The sequence below is a fragment of the Arthrobacter sp. T572 genome (assembly GCF_056780115.1).
Genome location: NZ_JBRAZQ010000002.1, coordinates 2,099,472 through 2,118,892, shown reverse-complemented (window position 1 = coordinate 2,118,892; position 19,421 = coordinate 2,099,472). Strand labels below are relative to the sequence as shown.

The following is a 19,421-nucleotide window of genomic DNA, read 5'->3' as shown; positions in this document are numbered from 1 at the left end:
GCCGTCGTGAATACATGGAAAGCCTCAGGCTTTGGCTACGAATCTCCGCCGGAGGTGAAGCGCATGATGAGGCCCAACCCGATGATGACAAGGCCCCAGGTGACACCAAGGATGATGGTAAAGCGGTTGAGGTTCCGCTCAGCAACACCGGAGGAGCTCAGTCCGGAGCTCATACCGCCACCGAACATGTCGGACAGCCCGCCGCCCCTTCCCTTGTGAAGCAGGATGAGCAGCGTCAGCAGCAGGCTGGTTACACCCAGCAGAATCTGCAGGATGACTTGGAGAACGTCCACAACGGCCTTTCGAAGAAGCGGAAAACGGGAGCCGGACTAGTCCGTCACGAGGTGGCTCTCGAACCTGACAATGTTAGCAAACTCGGCGGGGTCCAGGCTGGCGCCACCCACAAGGAGCCCGTCAACGTCAGCTTCAGCCATGATGGCAGCCGCGTTGTTGGCCTTGACCGAGCCTCCATAGAGCAGGCGCGTCTTGAGGGCAACCGACTCATCAAAGAGCCTGGCCAACTCATCCCGGATGGCGGCGCACATTTCCTGGGCGTCGCCGGGACCTGCGACTTCACCGGTACCAATGGCCCAGACGGGCTCGTAAGCCACCACGAGTTCGGCCGCTTGCTCGCCGGTCAGCCCTTCGACGCCTGCGCGCAGCTGTGCAAGCGTGTGCTCCACGTGCGTGCCCGCCTGCCGGACCTCGAGGCCTTCCCCGACACAAAGGACGGGGGTGACTTGGTGACGGAACGCTGCCTTGACCTTGGCGTTCAGGACTTCGTCGGACTCATGGTGGATGGTGCGCCGTTCGCTGTGGCCTACCAGGACGTAGGAGCAACCCAGCTTGTTCAGGAACTGGCCGGAGATGTCACCCGTGTACGCGCCGGAATCGAACTGGGAGAGGTCCTGAGCACCGTAGACAACATCGAGGTCGTCCCCCTGTACCAGGGTCTGCACGCCGCGGAGATCGGTGAACGGCGGGAAGACAGCAACTTCGACCCGCTTGTAGTCGTGCTTGGCGTCGGAGAGGGTCCACGCCAGCTTCTGCAGCAGGGTGATGCCCTGGACATGGTCCATGTTCATCTTCCAGTTGCCTGCGATGAAGGGCTTGCGGACAAAGTTGCCGTTGGCAGAGGTAGTCACATGAACTCCAAAAGATTTCAGGGGATTAAGGAAACAGCCGGCAGGGCGCTGTGATGCACCCTGCCGGCCGGTTGCTGGTCAGCGGTCCAGGACGCTCAGGCCCGGAAGTTCCTTGCCTTCAAGGTACTCCAGGCTTGCCCCGCCACCGGTGGAGATATGCCCGAACTGTGAGTCCTCGAAGCCCAGGGTGCGGACGGCGGCGGCAGAGTCTCCACCACCAACCACCGTGAAGGCGACAGTGTCCGTCAGCGCCTGGGCGATTGCCCTGGTTCCGCCGGCGAAAGCCGCGAACTCGAACACGCCCATCGGGCCGTTCCAGAACACGGTCTTGGCGCCTTCGATCTGTGCGGCAAAGGCAGTGGCGGTCGCGGGTCCGATGTCCAGGCCGATGCCGGAGGCGCCGAAGGAGCTCTCCTCGATGGCGTCGGCTGCTACGACTTCGTGCTCGGCGTCCGCGGCAAAGCGGTTCGCAACCACGACGTCGGTCGGAATGACGAACGACGTCCCGGCGTCGGCTGCCCTCTTGAGGTAGTCCTGGACAACAGGAATCTGGTCCTCTTCAAGCAGGCTGCCGCCAACCTTGCAGCCGTTGGCCGCCAGGAAGGTGAAGAGCATGCCGCCGCCGACGAGGATGGTGTCAGCCTTGCCGATGAGGTTGTCGATGACGGCGAGCTTGTCGGATACCTTGGAGCCGCCGAGGACCACCACGTAGGGGCGCTGGGTGTCGGTGGTCAGCTTGCGCAGGACCTCGACCTCGGTGTGGACGAGGTCGCCCAGGTAGGACGGAAGCCGCGTGGCGACGTCGAAGACACTGGCGTGCTTGCGGTGCACTGCACCGAAAGCATCGTCCACGAATGCCCCGTTCCCGCCGGTGAGGGCCACGAGTTCGTCCGCGAATGCGCCGCGGTCGGCGTCGTCCTTGCTGGTCTCGCGGGCGTCGAAGCGGACGTTCTCCAGGATCAGGACTTCGCCGTCCTGGAGCGCCGCTGCGCGGGCTTTGGCGGACTCGCCAACGGTGTCGTCGGCCAATGCCACCGTGAAGTCCGCCAGTTCCGCGAGGCGGGCTGCTGCAGGCTTCAGGGAGTACTTTTCCTCGGGTGCACCCTTGGGGCGGCCGAGGTGGGCGGTTACGAGCACACGGGCACCGGCGTCCGAGAGCTTCTTGAGGACCGGGAGGGATGCCTTGATACGGCCGTCATCGGTCACTGTAGAGCCGTCGAGCGGCACATTGAGGTCACTTCTGACCAGAATGTACCGCCCGCGGACACCTTCAGCGATGAGTTCGTTGAGGGTGTGAGATGTCATGTGTCTACCCTAGCCCAGCTTGGATGCGACAAGCTCCGTGAGGTCTACGAGGCGGTTGGAGTAGCCCCACTCGTTGTCATACCAGGACACAACCTTGACCTGGTTGCCGATCACCTTGGTCAGCCCGGAGTCGAAGATCGACGATGCCGGGTCGCCGACGATGTCGGAAGAAACGATCGGCGCGTCGGTGTAGGTGAGGATTCCTGCCCACTGCTCCGACTCAGCCGCCGCCTTGACTGCAGCGTTGACTTCGTCCACGGTGACTTCGCGGGAAACGGTGACGGTGAGGTCCGTGGCGGAACCCGTCGGCACGGGAACGCGGATGGCGTAGCCGTCCAGCTTGCCCTTGAGCTCAGGGAGGACCAGTCCGATTGCCTTGGCGGCGCCGGTGGACGTGGGAACCATGTTGACGGCGGCGGCACGGGCACGTCGGAGGTCCTTGTGGGGGCCGTCCTGCAGGTTCTGGTCCGCCGTGTAGGCGTGCACGGTGGTCATCAGGCCGCGTTCGATGCCAAAGGCATCGTTGACTACCTTGGCCAGCGGGCCGAGGCAGTTGGTGGTGCAGGAGGCGTTGGAGATGATGTTGTGCTGGGCGGGATCGTAGAGGTTGTCGTTGACGCCCATGACGATCGTGATGTCTTCGTCGCTTGCCGGAGCGGAAATAAGGACCTTCTTGGCACCAGCATCGATGTGCTTCTGTGCGGCCGCGGCCTGGGTGAAGAAACCGGTGGACTCGATCACGATGTCGACGCCGAGGTCGGCCCAGGGAAGGTTTGCGGGGTCACGCTCGGCGAGAACCTTGATGGCCTTGCCGTCCACGACGATATTGCCATCCACGACTTCAACGGACTGGGTCAGACGGCCGCCGACAGAGTCGTACTTCAGGAGATGGGCGAGGGTTTCGGGGCTGGTGAGGTCGTTGACGGCGACAATCTCAAGGTCTGCGCCCTGGGCCAGCGCTGCGCGGAAGTAGTTGCGGCCGATGCGGCCGAAGCCGTTGATACCAATACGGGTGGTCACTGTTTGTCAATCTCCTTGGTGCTCTTGCAAGCACGCCTCGTGAGTTGGATTAGAGGTCCAACCAACAGACCCCGCACGTCATTGGGCAGAGGTGATTATCAGATCGGAGGGCGACCAGCCACGTTGCTGAAGGCTAACCGCCTTCCGTGATCCATCTTACGTTTAACTAAGCCTGCCCCCGCAACTGCGGGGGCAGGCTTTTCAGCATTTGGCCCTAATTCACTATAAAAGTGACTTTTGTTACACCCGTGTCAACGAGGGCTCACCAACTACAGGACGATGAGGCCCGTGGCGTTGGCGCGGGCAGCTTCGAAGCGCTTGGCGACATCTGCCCAGTTCACGATGTTCCAGAAAGCCTTGACGTAGTCAGCCTTGACGTTGACGTAGTCCAGGTAGAAGGCGTGCTCCCACATGTCGAGCATGAGCAGCGGGGTGGTGCCGACGGCAACGTTGCCCTGCTGGTCGTAGAGCTGTTCGATCAGCAGGTTGCCGGCAATGGGCTCGTAGGCCAGGAAGGCCCAGCCGGAGCCCTGCAGGCCCAAAGCTGCTGCCGTGAACTGCGCGCGGAAGGCGTCGAAGGATCCGAAAGCGTCGTCGATCGCGGCCGCGAGCTCACCCTCGGGCTTGTCGCCGCCGTCCGGGGAGATGTTGTTCCAGAACACGGAGTGGTTGATGTGGCCACCGGTGTGGAACGCGAGGTCCTTGGAGAGGCGGTTGATGTTGGCGTAGTCACCCTTGTCGCGGGCGTCAGCCAACTGCGCGAGGGCGTTGTTCGCGCCGGCAACATAGGCAGCGTGGTGCTTGCTGTGGTGCAGCTCCATGATCTTCGCCGAAATGTGCGGCTCGAGTGCTGCGTAGTCGTAGCCGAGCTCGGGCAGAACGTACTCTGTCACGAAATCCTCCAATGTCGTGGACCGTAGTCCGGTTTGGTCATTCTCGTACTATCCATCCGGCTGGCTGACCAACCGGAAATCCTTGGGGAGGAAGACTGTGCCGGCCCCTGAGGGAAACAACCCGCAGCAGCCTTGCAGTATTTCCTCCGCACTTTCCCGATTCTATGGGTGCGGACTACTCGTCCATCATTTCGGGAGTCACATTTGCTTCTGTGCCCGGTATACCCAGATCCAGGGCGCGCTTGTCGGCCATGGCCAGCAGTCGCCGGATCCGGCCGGCTATGGCGTCCTTGGTCATGGGCGGATCTGCCAGGCGGCCGAGTTCGTCAAGACTGGCCTGTTTGTGGGCCACACGAAGCTCACCTGCGTACTTGAGATGGTCCGGCACATCGTCGCCAAGAATCTCCAGTGCCCGGTCAACCCGGGCGCCGGCAGCCACGGCAGCCTGTGCGGAACGGCGCAGGTTGGCGTCGTCGAAATTGGCCAGCCTGTTGGCGGTTGCCCTGACTTCCTTCCGCATCCTCCGCTCTTCCCAGACCATGAGGGCATCGTGCGCTCCCATCCGGGTCAGCAGGGCGGCAATCGTGTCACCGTCCCGGATGACCACCCTGTCCACGCCGCGGACTTCCCGGGCCTTGGCCTGGATGCCCAGCCGGCGGGCAGCCCCCACCAATGCGAGGGCTGACTCCGGCCCTGGGCACGTCACTTCCAAGGATGACGACCTGCCCGGTTCCGTCAATGATCCGTGGGCCAGGAAGGCTCCCCGCCAGACGGCCTCTGCGTCGGCTGCGGAACCATTGACAACCACGGAGGGCAGGCCACGGACGGGACGGCCGCGCCCATCCAGCAGGCCGGTCTGCCGGGCCAGGGCTTCTCCGTCCCGGACAACGCGGACAACATAACGGCTGCCGCGCCTCAGTCCCCCACCGGAGACCACGATGATCTCGCTCTGGTGTCCGTAGACCTCGGCGATGGCCGCCCGCAGCCGGCGGGCGGTGGAGGCAAGATCGACCTCTGCCTCTATGACGATCCGTCCGGAGATGATGTGCAGGCCGCCGGCAAAGCGGAGCATAGCCGAAACTTCGGCTTTGCGAACGGACGATTTCTTGATGTCCAGCCGGGACAGCTCGTCCTTGACCGACGCGGTTAATGCCATCGCGTGTGTGTTCCTAACTGTTCCCGAAAATGTCGTGGTACGCCGCGGCCAGCCTCAGTGGATCATGGACGGGGCGGCGCCTCGAAGCCCCTACTTTACCCAACACAACTTCCGCGCCAATCATCCCCGCAGCTTTCTCGAAAGCTTTAAGGTCCGCTATGGCATCCGGGTCCGCCAGGACCACGTCCACGCTGAATTCGGGCGCGTAGCGGCGCAGGACATCCAGATGGTCAGCGGCCGTCATACCCGATGTCTCCTTGGTTTCCATGTCAAGGTTCATGGTCAGGCAGCGCTTGGCAGCAGTGCTCCCCAGGGCCTGGCGGAGTTCCGGGAGGAGTAAATGCGGCAGGACCGAGGTGTACCAGGAACCCGGGCCCAGGATCACCCAGTCGGCCAGCTCAATGGCTGTCAGGGCCTCGGTGCATGCCGGAGCTTCCTCGGGCAACAGCCTTACGTCCTCCAGCTTGCCCGCCACGGCGCATTTGGCCTGGCCCCGTACCGTCTGGAGCTCGTGGCCTCCATCCGGCAACTCCACCCGGGCCTGGCCCTCAATGGTCAAAGGCACGCTGGACATCGGCAGCACCTGGCCGCGTGCACCCAGCAGGGCACCTGCCCATTTGAGGCCCGCCACCGTGTCCCCCAGGAGTTCCCACAGCGTAACGATCAGCAGATTGCCCATGGCGTGGTGGTCCAGGGAGCCACCCTTTGCCGTACCGGCATTGAAACGGTGCTGCATGACATCGCGCCACGTCCTGCCCCAGTCGGTGTCATCGCAGAGCGCGCTGAGCGCCATCCGCAGGTCCCCGGGCGGGAGGACGCCGTACTCCTCCCGCAGACGCCCGGACGAACCGCCGTCGTCAGCTACCGTCACGACCGCCGTCAACTCGGACGTGAGCAGCCGCAGTGCGGACAGGGACGCGGCAAGGCCGTGGCCCCCGCCCAGTGCTACAACGGTGGGGCTCTTATGCTGCTGGCTGCCGGGTACGCCCTTGGGCGGGATCAGCGGCAGCGGGCCCGTCAGGACGCCCATTACTCCCGGCCCAGATCGCGGTGGGTGGTGGTGACGGTGACGCGCGGATATTGCGCCAACCGCTTGGACAGCTCGACGGCGACTGCCACCGAACGGTGCTTGCCTCCGGTACAGCCCACCGCCAAGGTGGCGTAGTGCTTGTTTTCCTGGCGATAGCCGTCCAGGACAGGTTCCAGGGCGCGGACGTAACGGTCCACGAACTCGTGGACGCCGTTGGCCGCCAGTACGTAGTCGCTGACGTCCTGGTCCAGTCCCGTATGCGGCCTGAGCTGCGGGACCCAATGGGGGTTGGGAATGAACCTGGCGTCAGCCACGAAGTTGGCATCCACCGGGAGGCCGTACTTGAAACCGAAGCTCATGACGTTCAAGCGCAGCGTGACCGGACCGGTGTCGCTGAAAAGTTCCGTGATGGCCGTTGCCAGGCCATGGACGTTGAAGTCGGAGGTGTCCAGCACAATGTCCGCGTGCTCGCGGAGCTCGCGCAGGACCTCCCGCTCTATGCCGATACCGTCCAGGATGCGCCCGCCCTCCTGCAGCGGATGGGGCCTGCGGCCTTGCTCGAACCTGCGGACAAGGACGTCGTCGCTGGCATCCAGGAACAGCACCCGGAACGTGATCCCGCTGGCGCTCAAGGCTCCCAACGCGGTCTGGATGTCCGTAAACAAATCCTTGCTGCGGACATCCACCACCACTGCCAGCTTGGGAATGGACTTGGGCGCGTGCGATACGATCTCGGCCAGCGTGCCCAGCATCTGTGGGGGAAGGTTGTCCACCACGTACCAGCCGTGGTCTTCAAGGGCGTCCGAGGCGGTGCTTCGGCCTGCCCCGGACATGCCGGTGACCACCAGCAGTTCCGCCTCCGGGGGCTTGACGGGCGTGAGTCCGTCCTGCTCCGTGCCGGATCCTGCCGTCGAGTCGTCCATGCGTCGTCCCCGTTTCACTGAAGTGGCTGATGCAGCATGCCGCCGCCGGAGCGAAGCACGCAGGACCGGCGGCATCGAGCCTGAGGCCACCGGTCAAGTTCTTACCCTAGCTAAGATTCGATGATTTCGCCGGTGGTCATGTTCACGGCGGGAGCTGCTTCGGCCTCCCCGGCTTGTGAGCCCAGGTGCTGGACGACTGCGGCGGCCAGTGCAGGGCCGATGCCCTTGGCGGACGTCAGTTCCTCCACGCTCGCTGCCTTGATCTTCTTCAACGAGCCAAAATGGGACACCAAGGCCTTCCGTTTGGCCTCCCCCAGGCCTGGAACGCCGTCCAGCGCGGACACTGTCATGGCCTTGCCGCGCTTCTGCCGGTGGAAGGTGATGGCGAAGCGGTGGGCTTCATCCCGGATCCGCTGCAGGAGGTAAAGGCCCTGTGAGGTTCTGGGGAGAATCACCGGGAAGTCGCTGTCAGGCAGCCACACTTCTTCCAGCCGCTTGGCCAGGCCAACCACGTAGACGTCGTCGATCCCAAGATCAGCCAAGGCACGCGCTGCCGCATTCACCTGCGGCTGGCCGCCGTCCACCACCACCAGGTTGGGCGGGTAAGCGAACTTCGCTTTGGGTGCCGGAGTGGTGGTGTCCGACGCCGGCGCACCGGATGCGTCGCCGGCACCAGTACCGGCGGGGCCGGCGATCTCTCCGGAGACAGGCACCTGGGCAACTTTGTCGTTGAGGTAGTGGCGGAACCGGCGCGTGAGGACGTCATGCATGGCCGCGGTGTCATCTGCTGCAGCCGGCCCTGTGATGGAGAACTTCCGGTAGTCGGACTTCTTGGGAAGGCCGTCCTCCACGACCACCATGGACGCCACCACGTTGGTCCCCTGCACGTGCGAAATGTCGAAGCACTCGATGCGCAGCAACGGCACGGGCAGTTCCAGGGCCTCCTGGAGTTCCTGAAGGGCCAGGGAACGGACCGTGATGTCACCGGCACGGCGGGTCTTATGGAGCTTCAGGGCCTGTTCGGCGTTCTCCCTGACCGTGGACATGAGGGCGGCCTTGTCACCGCGCTGCGGTACCCGGATGTCTACCTTCGCCCCGCGCAATCCACTGAGCCACTCGGTCAGTTCGGCCTGGTTGGCGGGTGTCTCGGGGACCAGGACTTCACGTGGCAGCCTGCCCTGGACTTCACTGTCCTCCCCGTAGACCTGCAGCAGGAGATGTTCGATGAGCTCCGGCGTCGTGGCGTCCTCGACCTTCTCCACCACCCAGCCACGCTGGCCGCGGACCCGGCCACCGCGGACGTGGAAGACCTGCACCGACGCTTCCAGCTCGTCGTCATGGAGGGCGAAGATGTCCGCGTCCGTATCCTCGGCCAGGACCACGGCATTGCGCTCGAAGACCTTCCTCAGCGCAATGATGTCATCCCGGAGTCCGGCTGCCCGCTCATAATCGAGCTCGGCAACGGCAGCGGCCATGTCTTTTTCCAGGCGGTTGATGAAGCGCTTGGCTTCGCCGCCCATGAACGCACAGAAGTCCTCGGCAAGCACGCGGTGTTCCTCTGGCGTCACGCGGCCCACGCACGGCGCCGAGCATTTATCGATGTAACCCAGCAGGCAAGGGCGGCCGCTGGCCTGCGCGCGCTTGAAGACGCCGGCACTGCAGCTGCGGACCGGGAAGACCCGCAGGAGGGTGTCCATGGTTTCGCGGATTGCACCGGCCGTGTAGGGACCGAAATAACGGGTGCCCTTCTTGCGCTCCCCCCGCATGACCTGCACCCTGGGGATCTTCTCGCCCATGGTGACGGCAAGGTACGGATACGACTTGTCGTCCCGGAACATGACATTGAACCGGGGCTTGAATTCCTTGATCCATGTGTATTCCAGCTGCAGCGATTCCAGCTCACTGCCCACCACAGTCCATTCCACGCTGCTGGCGGCGTGGACCATGGCGTGGGTCTTGGGCAGCAGTCCCGCCGGATTGGCGAAGTACGAGTTCAGCCTGGAGCGGAGGTTCTTTGCCTTGCCGACGTAAATGACCCTGCCGTGGGGGTCGCGGAACCGGTATACACCCGGGTTGGTGGGAATTTCACCCGTTTTGGGTCGGTAACTTGCTGGATGTGCCACGACTCCAGTCTAGTGAAGGGGGCAGGCCTCCCCCGCCAGCGAGACCAGCCGCCGCTAGTCGAGCGACTTGCTCTGGTTGTAGCTTGTGGACCGCTCCTGTCCGCTCAATGCGGCGATGGCATCCATGATCCTGTCCGTCACTTCCCGGCGCGCAGGAAGGGAGTGGTCAGGGCCGGTCTTGTCGAAGTACAGCGGTTCGCCGACCTTCATGGTGAAGTGCTGGGGCCGCACGGCGTTCTTGTCGGCAGGCTGCAGTTTCTCGGTTCCGATCAGGCCCACGGGAATGACCGGGGCACCGGTGGTCAGCGCCAGCCACCCGACTCCGGTCCGTCCCCGATACAGGATGCCGTCCCGCGAACGCGTGCCCTCGGGATAAATGCCGATGCCCTTGCCGGCTTCAAGGATGTCCAGGAGGGTCTTCAGCGCCTGGACGCTGGCCGCCTGTTCACCACGCTCCACGGGGATGGAGCCGACAGCTTCGAAAAAGGACTTCATGACGGCGCCTTTGACACCCTTGGTGGTGAAGTACTCCGCCTTGGCGAAGAAGGCCACGGGCCGTGGCATCAAGGCCTGGACGATGACACTGTCCAGAAACGAGAGATGGTTCGGTGCAACGATGAACGGGCCGTCCGTGGGAACGTTCTCCAATCCCACGACGGTCGGCCTGCACGTGGTGGAAATCAGGCCCCGCGTCGTCCACCGGATCGCATCAAAGACTGCCATCGTTTTGTACCTCGCTCAGTGCCGCCGCACGGACAGCGTCAAGTTCTTCAATTTTGTTTCTCAGTTCCGCCGTCGAGTTGACGACGGCGACGGCGCCGGCTTCCTCCAGCTCGCCGTCGGGGGCAAAGCCCCACCCCACGCCTATGCAGTCGAGCCCGTTGGCCATGGCCCCGGCCACGTCCTGATGCCGGTCACCCACCATCACGGCCGGCTGGGAGTGGAGATCAGCCAGGGCCGCGCCAACTATCTCGATTTTTCCCGGCGCGGTATTGGCCGAGAGCGATTCGTCGTCGGCGGCACCCCGGATGGAGACAAAGAAGTCCGCAATGTTGTGGTGCTCCAGTACCAGCCGGGCGATGCCTTGGGGCTTTTGTGTAGCCACGGCTACCGGCCGTCCGGATTCGGCGAAAAACTCCAGGAGATCGTAGATGCCCGGGTACAGCTTGCTCTGGGCTATCCCCGTTTCCCGGTAATGGCGCCGGTAACGGGCAATGGTTTGGTCCACCAGTTCAGCAGGCACCTCTGCAAGGTTCAGGAGCGAATCACTGAGTTTCGGGCCCACCATGGCGTTGAGGACAGCCTGATCCGGGACAGGAAGGTCCATTTCGCGAAGGGCAGCTGAGATGCCGCCTGTGATTCCGCCTGCAGGATCGACAAGGGTGCCGTCCAGATCGAAGATTACGGGCACCTTTGTTTGAGTCACCGGGTTAGTTTCCCACAAGTAGCGGCATGCCTGAAACTCGCATGCCGCTACCGGAATACTTCCAGGGCGTGACGATGTTGCCTACCGGCCAGCTGGCTCTGCTGTGAGGCCTGAGCCGAGAATCTCGGCCAGGAACGTTCCCGTGTGGCTGTCCGGGGACTTCGCTACGTCCTCGGGCGTGCCCGTGGCTACGATCCTGCCGCCTCCCGAACCACCGTTGGGTCCGAGGTCCACGATCCAGTCAGCGGACTTGATGACGTCAAGGTTGTGCTCGATGGTAATGACCGTGTTGCCCTTGTCCACCAGCCCCTGAAGTACCATGAGCAGCTTGCGGATGTCTTCGAAGTGAAGCCCGGTGGTGGGTTCATCCAGAACGTAGATGCTGCGGCCGTTGGACCGTTTCTGGAGTTCCGCCGCGAGCTTCACGCGCTGGGCTTCACCACCCGAGAGGGTGGTGGCGGGCTGACCCAGGCGCACATAGCCCAAACCAACATCCACCAGGGTTTTCAGGTGCCGGGCAATCGGAGTGAACGCCGCGAAGAACTCCGCAGCCTCCTCGATGGGCATGTTCAGGACATCCGCGATGGTCTTGCCCTTGTAATGGACTTCCAGGGTTTCCCGGTTGTACCGGGCACCATGGCAGACCTCGCAGGGCACGTAGACGTCCGGCAGGAAGTTCATCTCGATCTTCAGCGTGCCATCGCCGGAGCAGGCTTCGCACCGCCCACCCTTGACGTTGAAGGAGAAGCGCCCGGGCAGGTAGCCGCGGACCTTGGCCTCGGTGGTTTCGGCGAAGAGCTTGCGGATGTTGTCGAAAACGCCGGTGTACGTTGCCGGGTTGGACCGCGGCGTACGCCCGATGGGGCTCTGGTCAACGTGCACCACCTTGTCCAGGTGCTCCAGCCCCTGGACGCTGCGGTGACGGCCCGCCACCTGCTTGGCGCCATTGAGCTTGTTGGCAAGGACCTTGTAGAGAATCTCGTTCACCAGCGTGGACTTGCCGGACCCGCTGACACCAGTGACGGCCGTGAAAAGGCCCAGGGGGAACGCGGCGTCAACGTTGTTGAGGTTGTTCTCCCGCGCGCCGACGACTTTGAGCTCCCGCTTTTTGTCGTACTTGCGGCGCTTGGCCGGGACCTCGATCCTGCGGCGGCCGGACAGGTAGTCGCCGGTCAGCGATTCCGTGTTCTGCAGCAGTTCCTTGTAGGGGCCCGAGTGCACCACCTGGCCACCGTGCTCCCCGGCGCCTGGTCCGATGTCCACCACCCAGTCGGCCTCGTGGATGGTGTCTTCGTCGTGCTCCACCACAATCAGGGTGTTGCCGAGGTCCCGCAACCGGGTCAGGGTCTCAATGAGCCGCCGGTTGTCACGCTGGTGCAGGCCGATGGAGGGCTCATCGAGCACGTACAGCACGCCCACCAGGCCGGAACCGATCTGGGTGGCCAGCCGGATGCGTTGCGCCTCGCCACCGGACAGCGTGCCCGATGCCCGCTCCAGGTTCAGGTATTCAAGCCCAACGTCCAACAGGAACGTCAGCCGGGCCTGGATCTCCTTCAGAACCTGGTGGGCGATCTGCGCTTCCCTGCCGGTCAGGGTCAGGTTGCCAAGGAAGGCTGCGCATTCCCGCATGGGAAGTGCGGCTACCTCTGCGATGGACTTTCCGTTGATCAGCACGGACAACGACGCGGGATTCAGCCTGGCACCGTTGCACTCCGGGCACGGAATCTGGCGCATGTACTCTTCATAGCGGTCGCGGGCCCAGTCGGAGTCGGTTTCACCGTGCTTGCGGTGGACGTACTGGATGGCGCCCTCGAAGCCGGTGCTGTATTTCCGTTCCCGGCCGAACCTGTTGCGGTACTGGACAACTACCTTGTGGTCCTTGCCGTGAAGGACGGTGTTGCGGACATCCTTGGGAAGCTTCTCCCAGGCCGTGTCCATGGAAAAGCCAAGTTCCAGGGCGAGGCCTTCAAGGAGACGGTTCCAGTACTCCGTGGTGGCGGTGCCCAGGGACCAGGGAGCGATGGCGCCTTCCCCGAGGGAAAGCTCGGGATTGGGAACAATAAGTTCCTCGTCCACTTCCAGCTTGGTGCCGATGCCGCTGCACGCGGAGCAGGCACCGAAGGGGTTGTTGAAGGAGAACGACCGGGGCTCGATCTCGTCGATGGCCAGCGGGTGCTCGTTGGGGCAGGCGAGGTTCTCCGAGAAGGCCCGGATCCTTGCCGGATCATCGGCATCCAAGTCCACGAACTCCACCAGGACGCGTCCCTCCGCCAGGCCAAGGGCGGTCTCCACCGAGTCCGTCAGACGCTGGCTGATGCCTTCCTTGACCACCAGGCGGTCAACCACCACCTCGATGGTGTGCTTGAACTGTTTGCCCAGCTTGGGAGCCTCGTTGAGCTGGACCAGTTCACCGTCAACGCGGGCGCGTGAGTATCCCTTGGCTGTCAGTTCCTTGAAGAGGTCGACAAATTCGCCCTTGCGTCCGCGGACCACGGGAGCCAGGACCTGGAACCGCGTGCCGTTTTGGAGCTCCAGCAACTGGTCGACAATCTGCTGCGGGGTCTGGCGGGCAATGGGCTCGCCACATACCGGGCAATGGGGACGTCCCACCCGGGCCCACAGAAGACGCATGTAGTCATAGATTTCCGTGATGGTGCCCACCGTGGAGCGGGGGTTCTTGCTGGTGGACTTCTGGTCAATGGAAACCGCGGGTGACAGGCCTTCAATGAAGTCCACATCCGGCTTGTCCACCTGCCCCAGGAACTGCCGGGCATAAGCGGAAAGGGATTCGACGTAGCGCCGCTGCCCTTCAGCGAAGATGGTGTCGAAAGCCAGGGAGGACTTGCCGGAACCGGAAAGGCCCGTGAAGACGATCATTGCATCGCGCGGAAGATCGAGGTCCACGTTGCGCAGGTTGTGTTCGCGGGCGCCCTTGACGACCAGCCGGGACAGGTCCGGCCGGGTGGGCTTGTCATCGGGAACGACAGAGACGCTTTTCAGGGATTCGATGGCAGTATCTTCAGCTAAGGCTTTGGGCACGCACCCAATGCTAATCGAAAACTTCTTCGAACCGCCATGTCGTTCCTCACACCCTGCCGTCGGATTTCAGTCGGCGTCGTAGGCTGCGGCGAAAAGTTGCACCGCCTCAGCGAAGGAAGCCCCCTGGGCCTTCGCTGCAGCGGCATACTGGGCCGCGACGGCCGCCAAAGCGCCCCATCTGTCGTCCCTTGGACACACCACGGTTCCGTTGCGACCGCGGGTGGCTACCACCCCTGCCGCTTCCAGCTCCTTGTAGGCACGGGCAACAGTATGCGGGGCCACATCCAGCACGCCGGCCAGGTTGCGGACGGGCGGAAGCTTCGAACCGACCGGGAGTTTACCGGAGTCCGCGAGTTCAATGATCCGGAGCCGCAGTTGTTCAAAAAGCGCAACCCCACTGTTGGTATTGGGGCGCCACGAACCGGGGAAGCCGTCTGCCGGCGTCACCGTGAACACCGGCCTGCAACCGGCGCCATGCCCACCGCGTATTGCTCAACGAAGCGTCCTTGGTCCATGCCGAGAATTAGACCAGCGTCGCCCTGCGGGTACAAGCCGTTAAGAGCCGGTGCGTTGCGTCCGCCGCTCACGGGTTCTTCCGGCCGACAGCAAAAATCCGGCGGAACGGATACACGGTGCCGTGATGGGTCGGGGGATAAGCCTCCCGCAGCAACGCGGAATACTCAGTCTCGAACGCTGCGGCATCTTCCGGGGACAGAACATCAAGGATCGGACGCAGTCCCGTCCCCCGAACCCATTCGAGCACCGGATCCTTGCCCTGAAGTACCTGCTGGTAGGTGGTTTCCCAAGCGTCAGCCTGGCATCCGGCGTCGAGCATGATACCCAGGTAGTCCGACGGTGCGGCGACGGCGCCGTCGTGCCGGAGAACGTCCCCTGCGCGTTCCGCCCACTGCGGCGAACCGGCAAGGGACCGCATCAGGGTATGGGACGGTGACGTGAAATTTCCCGGAACCTGCAGGGCGAACCAAGCCCCTGGCTTCAGTGCCCTGAGCCACGTTGCGAGCATGTCCTGGTGTCCCGGAACCCATTGGAGCGCCGCATTCGTGATGACGACGTCGGTGTCGTCATCCGGCATCCAGTCAGCAATATCGCCGTGGACAAAGGACAGGTTGGGTGATCCCCCGGCAACAATGGCAGCTTTGGCCAGCATCTCGGGCGAGGAGTCGAGGCCCACGATGCTTGCGTCCGGCCAGCGCTCCGCGAGGGTGGCCGTCAAATTCCCGGGGCCGCACCCGAGGTCGACCACCTTCCGTGGAGCCTCAGCCTGTACCCGGGCGACGAGGTCGTGGAACGGGCGGTTGCGATGGTCGCCGAACTCCACGTATTTTGACGGATCCCACTTCATACGGCCTCCTCGCGCCTGCTCCACTGCTGGGGCGAGCCTAGTCCTTCCGGGCACTAAGCTGGAAACCAATGAAACTTCTTGAGCAGCTTCCCGGTTCCGCCGCCGATGGTCCACTGGACCCGGACGAAATCTACACGCGGTTCGTTGAATGGACCGGGAGCCGCGGACTGCAGCTCTACCCGGCCCAGGATGAAGCGATCATGGAGCTCGCATCCGGCTCCAATGTGATTCTGGCCACTCCCACGGGATCGGGAAAGTCGCTGGTTGCCATTGCCGCGCATTTCGAAGCGATGGCCCGCGGCCGGCGCAGCTATTACACGGCGCCCATCAAGGCACTGGTGTCCGAGAAATTCTTCGCGCTCTGCGAGATCTTCGGCGCCGAAAACGTGGGCATGATTACCGGCGATTCCGGGGTCAACCAGGACGCGCCGATCATCTGCTGCACGGCAGAGATCCTCGCGAACACCGCTTTGCGCGAGGGTGCGGCCGCGGAGCTTGGCGCTGTCATCATGGACGAGTTCCACTTCTACTCGGACCCGCAGCGGGGCTGGGCGTGGCAGGTGCCGCTGCTGGAACTCCCCCAGGCACAGTTCCTGCTGATGTCAGCCACCCTGGGCGACGTCACGCGGTTCGAAAAGGGACTCAGCGACCTGACAGGCCGCCCCACCACCACGGTCAGCTCCGCCGAACGCCCGATTCCGTTGCACTACTACTACCAGGAGACGCCTGTCCACGAGACCCTCGAGGAACTGCTCTCCACCAAACAGGTTCCGGTCTATGTGGTGCACTTCAGCCAGGCCGAGGCGATTGAGCGTGCCCAGAACCTGATGAGCATCAATATGTGCAGCCGGGAAGAAAAGGACCGCATCGCTGAGCTCATTGCCGGTTTCCGCTTCGCTGCCGGGTTCGGGAAGACCCTCAACAGGCTCGTACGCCACGGCATCGGAGTCCACCACGCAGGTATGCTGCCCAAGTACCGCCGGCTTGTTGAGCAGCTCGCCCAAGCAGGGCTCTTGAAGGTCATCTGCGGAACCGACACCTTGGGGGTGGGCATCAATGTGCCCATCCGCACCGTCCTGCTGACGGCGCTGAGCAAATACGACGGCGTACGCACCAGGGTGCTTAACTCCCGTGAGTTCCACCAAATTGCCGGCCGCGCAGGACGGGCCGGATACGACACTGCCGGTACGGTGGTGGTCCAGGCGCCGGAGCATGTGGTGGAGAATGCGAAGGCCATGGCCAAGGCAGTGGCCAAGTTCGGCGACGACCAGAAGAAACTCCGGCAAGTCGTCAGGAAGAAGCCACCGGAGGGTTTCGTCAGCTGGGGTGAGTCCACGTTCAAGCGGCTGGTCGAATCCGTACCCGACCCGCTGTCTTCGAGCTTCACGGTCAGCCATGCCATGCTGCTGAACCTCATGGAACGCCCGGGCGATCCCTTTGAAGCAACACGCCGCCTCCTCACCGGAAACCACGAATCCAGGGCGTCCCAGTTGAAGCTGATCAAAAAGGCCCTGGGAATCTACAGGGAACTGCTGGCGGCGGGCGTGGTTGAACGAATCCCGGAAGCAGACCAGGATGCGGAGGGGCGCGGGGTCAGGCTGACTGTCCATCTGCAGCCAAACTTCGCGCTCAACCAGCCGTTGTCGCCCTTCGCGCTGGCAGCCTTGGAACTCTTGGACCCGGAATCGCCTTCCTACGCGCTGGATGTCGTCTCCGTCATCGAGTCCACCTTGGAAAAACCACGGCAGATCCTTTCGGCGCAGCAAAAGAAGGCCCGCGGCGAGGCAGTCGCCGCCATGAAGGCGGACGGCATCGATTACGACCAGCGGATGGCGATGCTCGATGAGGTCACCTATCCCATGCCGCTGGCGGACATCCTGGGTGAGGCGTTCGAGGTCTACCGCAAGGCGGCCCCGTGGGTGGGCGACTTCGAACTTGCTCCCAAGTCGATCATCCGGGACATGTACGAGCGGGCCATGAACTTCGGCGAGTTCGTCCAGTTCTACGGCCTCGCGCGGTCCGAGGGGATCGTGCTGAGGTACCTCGCTGATGGTTTCAGGGCCCTGCGCCAGACCGTTCCCCAGGACCTGCTGCGCGAGGACCTGGAAGACCTGATTGCCTGGCTTGGGGAACTGGTGCGCCAGGTTGACTCCAGCCTGCTGGACGAATGGGAAGAGCTCACCTCAGGGCTTGCCCCCACTCCCCACGACGCTCCCCCGCCGCCACCCCCGTCGCTCACCTCGAACATCCGGGCTTTCCGGGTCATGGTGCGCAACGAGATGTTCCGGCGCGTGGAACTGTTCGCGGATGAAGACTCCGCAGCCTTAGGCGCGCTGGACTCCGATTCCGGCTGGGATACCGAGCGTTGGGAAGACGTCCTGGATGACTACTTCGACGAACACGATGACATCGGAACGGGCCCCGACGCCCGGGGCCCCGGTCTGTTGATCATCAACGAGGAACAGGGGACGTGGCGGGTCCGCCAGATTTTTGACGACCCTGCCGGAAACCATGACTGGGGTATCTCAGCGGACGTTGATCTTGCAGAGTCGGACCGGACCGGAACGGCCGTGGTGCGCGTGACCAACGTTAATAGGTTGTAGGCGGCGCGGGCATGGAGGCGGTGGTCCGGCTGGTGTCCTGCTTACGGACCCTTGACGCCCTCCGCCACGAGCGTCCTGCCTCTGTCACCGGCCCACGGCGTTGGTGGGCTGCTCCGCCCGGGGGCCTGGATGTCGAAGGCCTCGCCCTGGGCTCCGTAGCCACGGCCGCCACCGCGCTGAATGCCCTGACCGGCAGGCAACGGAGCTCCGTGGAGGCCGGACGCGTCGCCGCTGCCTTCGACTCGCTGGGGCACCTGCGGGTAGACGGACGGAAACCGGAGGGGTTCGCACCCATGTCCGGCTTCCGGAGGACAGCGGACGGGTGGATCCGGTTGCACGCCAATTACCCCCACCATGCTGCCCGACTCATGGAAGCGCTGTCCGCGGCAGGTCCGGGAGACGTCGACCGTGCCCTGCTGGACATGACGGCCTTGGACGCCGAGGCCGTGATCGCGGCTCATGGAGGTGCTGCGGCGGCTGTTCGCTCGCGGGAGCAATGGCGGTCCTCGCCCCTGAGTGCGGCCACCCAAGGGCCCTGGATATCCTTCACCCCGGCAGGCCATTCCGGTGCGCGGAACGGCTGGGTTCCGGACAGGAACGCCGGCCGTCCGCTCGACGGACTCAGGGTGCTGGACCTGACGCGCGTGGTGGCAGGCCCCACCGCAACCCGGCTCCTGGGAGCCCTTGGTGCTGATGTCCTACGTGTCGACCCTTCAGGCATGCCCGAGCTCGAGGACGCTTTCGTGGATTCCGGATTCGACAAGCGCAGCGTCAAACTGGACCTTGCCCGGCAACAGGACCTCCAGCGCGTGCGCGCCTTGTTGGACGGCGCCGACGCAGTCATCACCGGGTATCGTGGCGGCAGTCTGGACCGCTATGGACTGGACGCGTCCGCGCTGCTGCACGACAGGCCAGGGCTGGTGGTGGCCACATTGACCGCGTGGGGATACGACGGGCCGTGGACAGCACGCAGGGGCTTCGACAGTCTGGTCCAGGCCGCCTGCGGTATCGCTGAACGTTATGGACAGGACAAAGCCGGCTGGCAGCCGGGTGCGCTTCCGGTCCAGGCCCTGGACCACGCGACCGGATACGGCATTGCAGCGGCCGTGCTTGCCCTGCTGGCGGAGCGGCGCGACAAGGGCACAGGAGGCGCGGCCCGGCTCTCGTTGGCAAGGACGGCAGAGGAACTCTTCGTGCTCCGCCCTGCCGCGGGGACCCCGGACACACTTCCCGCTCCCGGCTACCGGTTCTCCGACAGCGCCTACGGCAGGCTTCGGTTCGTGGATCCGCCGTTGATGCTCGACGGCGGTCCGCTCACCTACCGCTCCGCCCCGGTCCCCTATGGTTCCTCGGAACCCCGATGGCAGGATCCAGCGGGACTGCCCTAGTAAGCTC

The 19,421-nt window shown here is 63.9% G+C and carries 16 protein-coding genes; 2 read left to right on the top strand and 14 right to left on the bottom strand.

What is annotated here, in order from left to right; genetic code table 11:
* Positions 1–35: 35 nt before the first annotated feature.
* The 14 genes from secG to ACUYMZ_RS10905 all read right to left on the bottom strand — a co-directional run bounded on the left by secG (position 36) and on the right by ACUYMZ_RS10905 (position 15,423).
* Positions 36–293 (bottom strand): preprotein translocase subunit SecG, encoded by a 258-nt coding sequence (gene secG, locus ACUYMZ_RS10970; RefSeq protein WP_426002595.1) that lies wholly within the window; start codon positions 291–293, stop codon positions 36–38.
* A 36-nt stretch (positions 294–329) separates the two neighbouring features.
* On the bottom strand, positions 330–1,145 hold the full coding sequence (gene tpiA, locus ACUYMZ_RS10965; RefSeq protein ID WP_481603311.1) for a triose-phosphate isomerase: 816 nt from the start codon (positions 1,143–1,145) through the stop codon (positions 330–332).
* A 78-nt stretch (positions 1,146–1,223) separates the two neighbouring features.
* On the bottom strand, positions 1,224–2,450 hold the full coding sequence (locus ACUYMZ_RS10960; RefSeq protein WP_481603309.1) for a phosphoglycerate kinase: 1,227 nt from the start codon (positions 2,448–2,450) through the stop codon (positions 1,224–1,226).
* Positions 2,451–2,459: 9 nt separating this feature from the next.
* The gene (gap, locus tag ACUYMZ_RS10955; protein WP_426002591.1) at positions 2,460–3,470 is read right to left on the bottom strand and encodes a type I glyceraldehyde-3-phosphate dehydrogenase; all 1,011 of its coding nucleotides are present in this window, start codon (positions 3,468–3,470) and stop codon (positions 2,460–2,462) included.
* A gap of 269 nt (positions 3,471–3,739) precedes the next feature.
* Positions 3,740–4,363: a superoxide dismutase gene (locus tag ACUYMZ_RS10950; protein ID WP_426002590.1), complete on the bottom strand. Its 624-nt coding sequence runs from the start codon at positions 4,361–4,363 to the stop codon at positions 3,740–3,742.
* A 175-nt stretch (positions 4,364–4,538) separates the two neighbouring features.
* Positions 4,539–5,519, bottom strand: coding sequence for a DNA-binding protein WhiA (whiA, locus tag ACUYMZ_RS10945; RefSeq protein ID WP_018777554.1), 981 nt, complete (start codon positions 5,517–5,519; stop codon positions 4,539–4,541).
* A 13-nt stretch (positions 5,520–5,532) separates the two neighbouring features.
* Complete coding sequence (locus ACUYMZ_RS10940; protein WP_481603305.1) at positions 5,533–6,549, bottom strand: gluconeogenesis factor YvcK family protein; 1,017 nt, start codon at positions 6,547–6,549, stop codon at positions 5,533–5,535.
* On the bottom strand, positions 6,549–7,472 hold the full coding sequence (gene rapZ / locus ACUYMZ_RS10935; RefSeq protein ID WP_426002587.1) for an RNase adapter RapZ: 924 nt from the start codon (positions 7,470–7,472) through the stop codon (positions 6,549–6,551). The genes ACUYMZ_RS10940 and rapZ overlap by 1 nt, the downstream gene beginning before the upstream one ends.
* Positions 7,473–7,582: 110 nt before the next feature.
* Positions 7,583–9,595: an excinuclease ABC subunit UvrC gene (uvrC, locus tag ACUYMZ_RS10930; RefSeq protein WP_481603303.1), complete on the bottom strand. Its 2,013-nt coding sequence runs from the start codon at positions 9,593–9,595 to the stop codon at positions 7,583–7,585.
* Positions 9,596–9,649: 54 nt separating this feature from the next.
* Positions 9,650–10,318 carry a lysophospholipid acyltransferase family protein gene (locus ACUYMZ_RS10925; RefSeq protein ID WP_426002584.1) on the bottom strand — a complete coding sequence of 223 codons (669 nt, stop codon included), beginning with the start codon at positions 10,316–10,318 and terminating at the stop codon, positions 9,650–9,652.
* Entirely contained in the window at positions 10,305–11,021 is a 717-nt protein-coding gene (locus ACUYMZ_RS10920; RefSeq protein WP_481603301.1) for an HAD hydrolase-like protein, read from the bottom strand. The genes ACUYMZ_RS10925 and ACUYMZ_RS10920 overlap by 14 nt, the downstream gene beginning before the upstream one ends.
* An 81-nt stretch (positions 11,022–11,102) precedes the next feature.
* On the bottom strand, positions 11,103–14,060 hold the full coding sequence (gene uvrA / locus ACUYMZ_RS10915; RefSeq protein ID WP_481603299.1) for an excinuclease ABC subunit UvrA: 2,958 nt from the start codon (positions 14,058–14,060) through the stop codon (positions 11,103–11,105).
* Between the two features lie 66 nt (positions 14,061–14,126).
* On the bottom strand, positions 14,127–14,507 hold the full coding sequence (locus ACUYMZ_RS10910; protein WP_442422701.1) for a GntR family transcriptional regulator: 381 nt from the start codon (positions 14,505–14,507) through the stop codon (positions 14,127–14,129).
* Between the two features lie 136 nt (positions 14,508–14,643).
* Complete coding sequence (locus tag ACUYMZ_RS10905; RefSeq protein WP_481603297.1) at positions 14,644–15,423, bottom strand: trans-aconitate 2-methyltransferase; 780 nt, start codon at positions 15,421–15,423, stop codon at positions 14,644–14,646.
* 68 nt (positions 15,424–15,491) lie between these two features.
* Between ACUYMZ_RS10905 and ACUYMZ_RS10900 the strand changes: the two genes are divergently transcribed.
* Both ACUYMZ_RS10900 and ACUYMZ_RS10895 read left to right on the top strand, forming a co-directional pair.
* A complete protein-coding gene (locus ACUYMZ_RS10900) occupies positions 15,492–18,026 on the top strand; it encodes a DEAD/DEAH box helicase (RefSeq protein WP_481603295.1) in 2,535 nt (844 codons plus the stop codon).
* Positions 18,027–18,037: 11 nt separating this feature from the next.
* Complete coding sequence (locus ACUYMZ_RS10895) at positions 18,038–19,414, top strand: CoA transferase (protein ID WP_481603293.1); 1,377 nt, start codon at positions 18,038–18,040, stop codon at positions 19,412–19,414.
* The last annotated feature ends 7 nt before the right edge of the window (positions 19,415–19,421 follow it).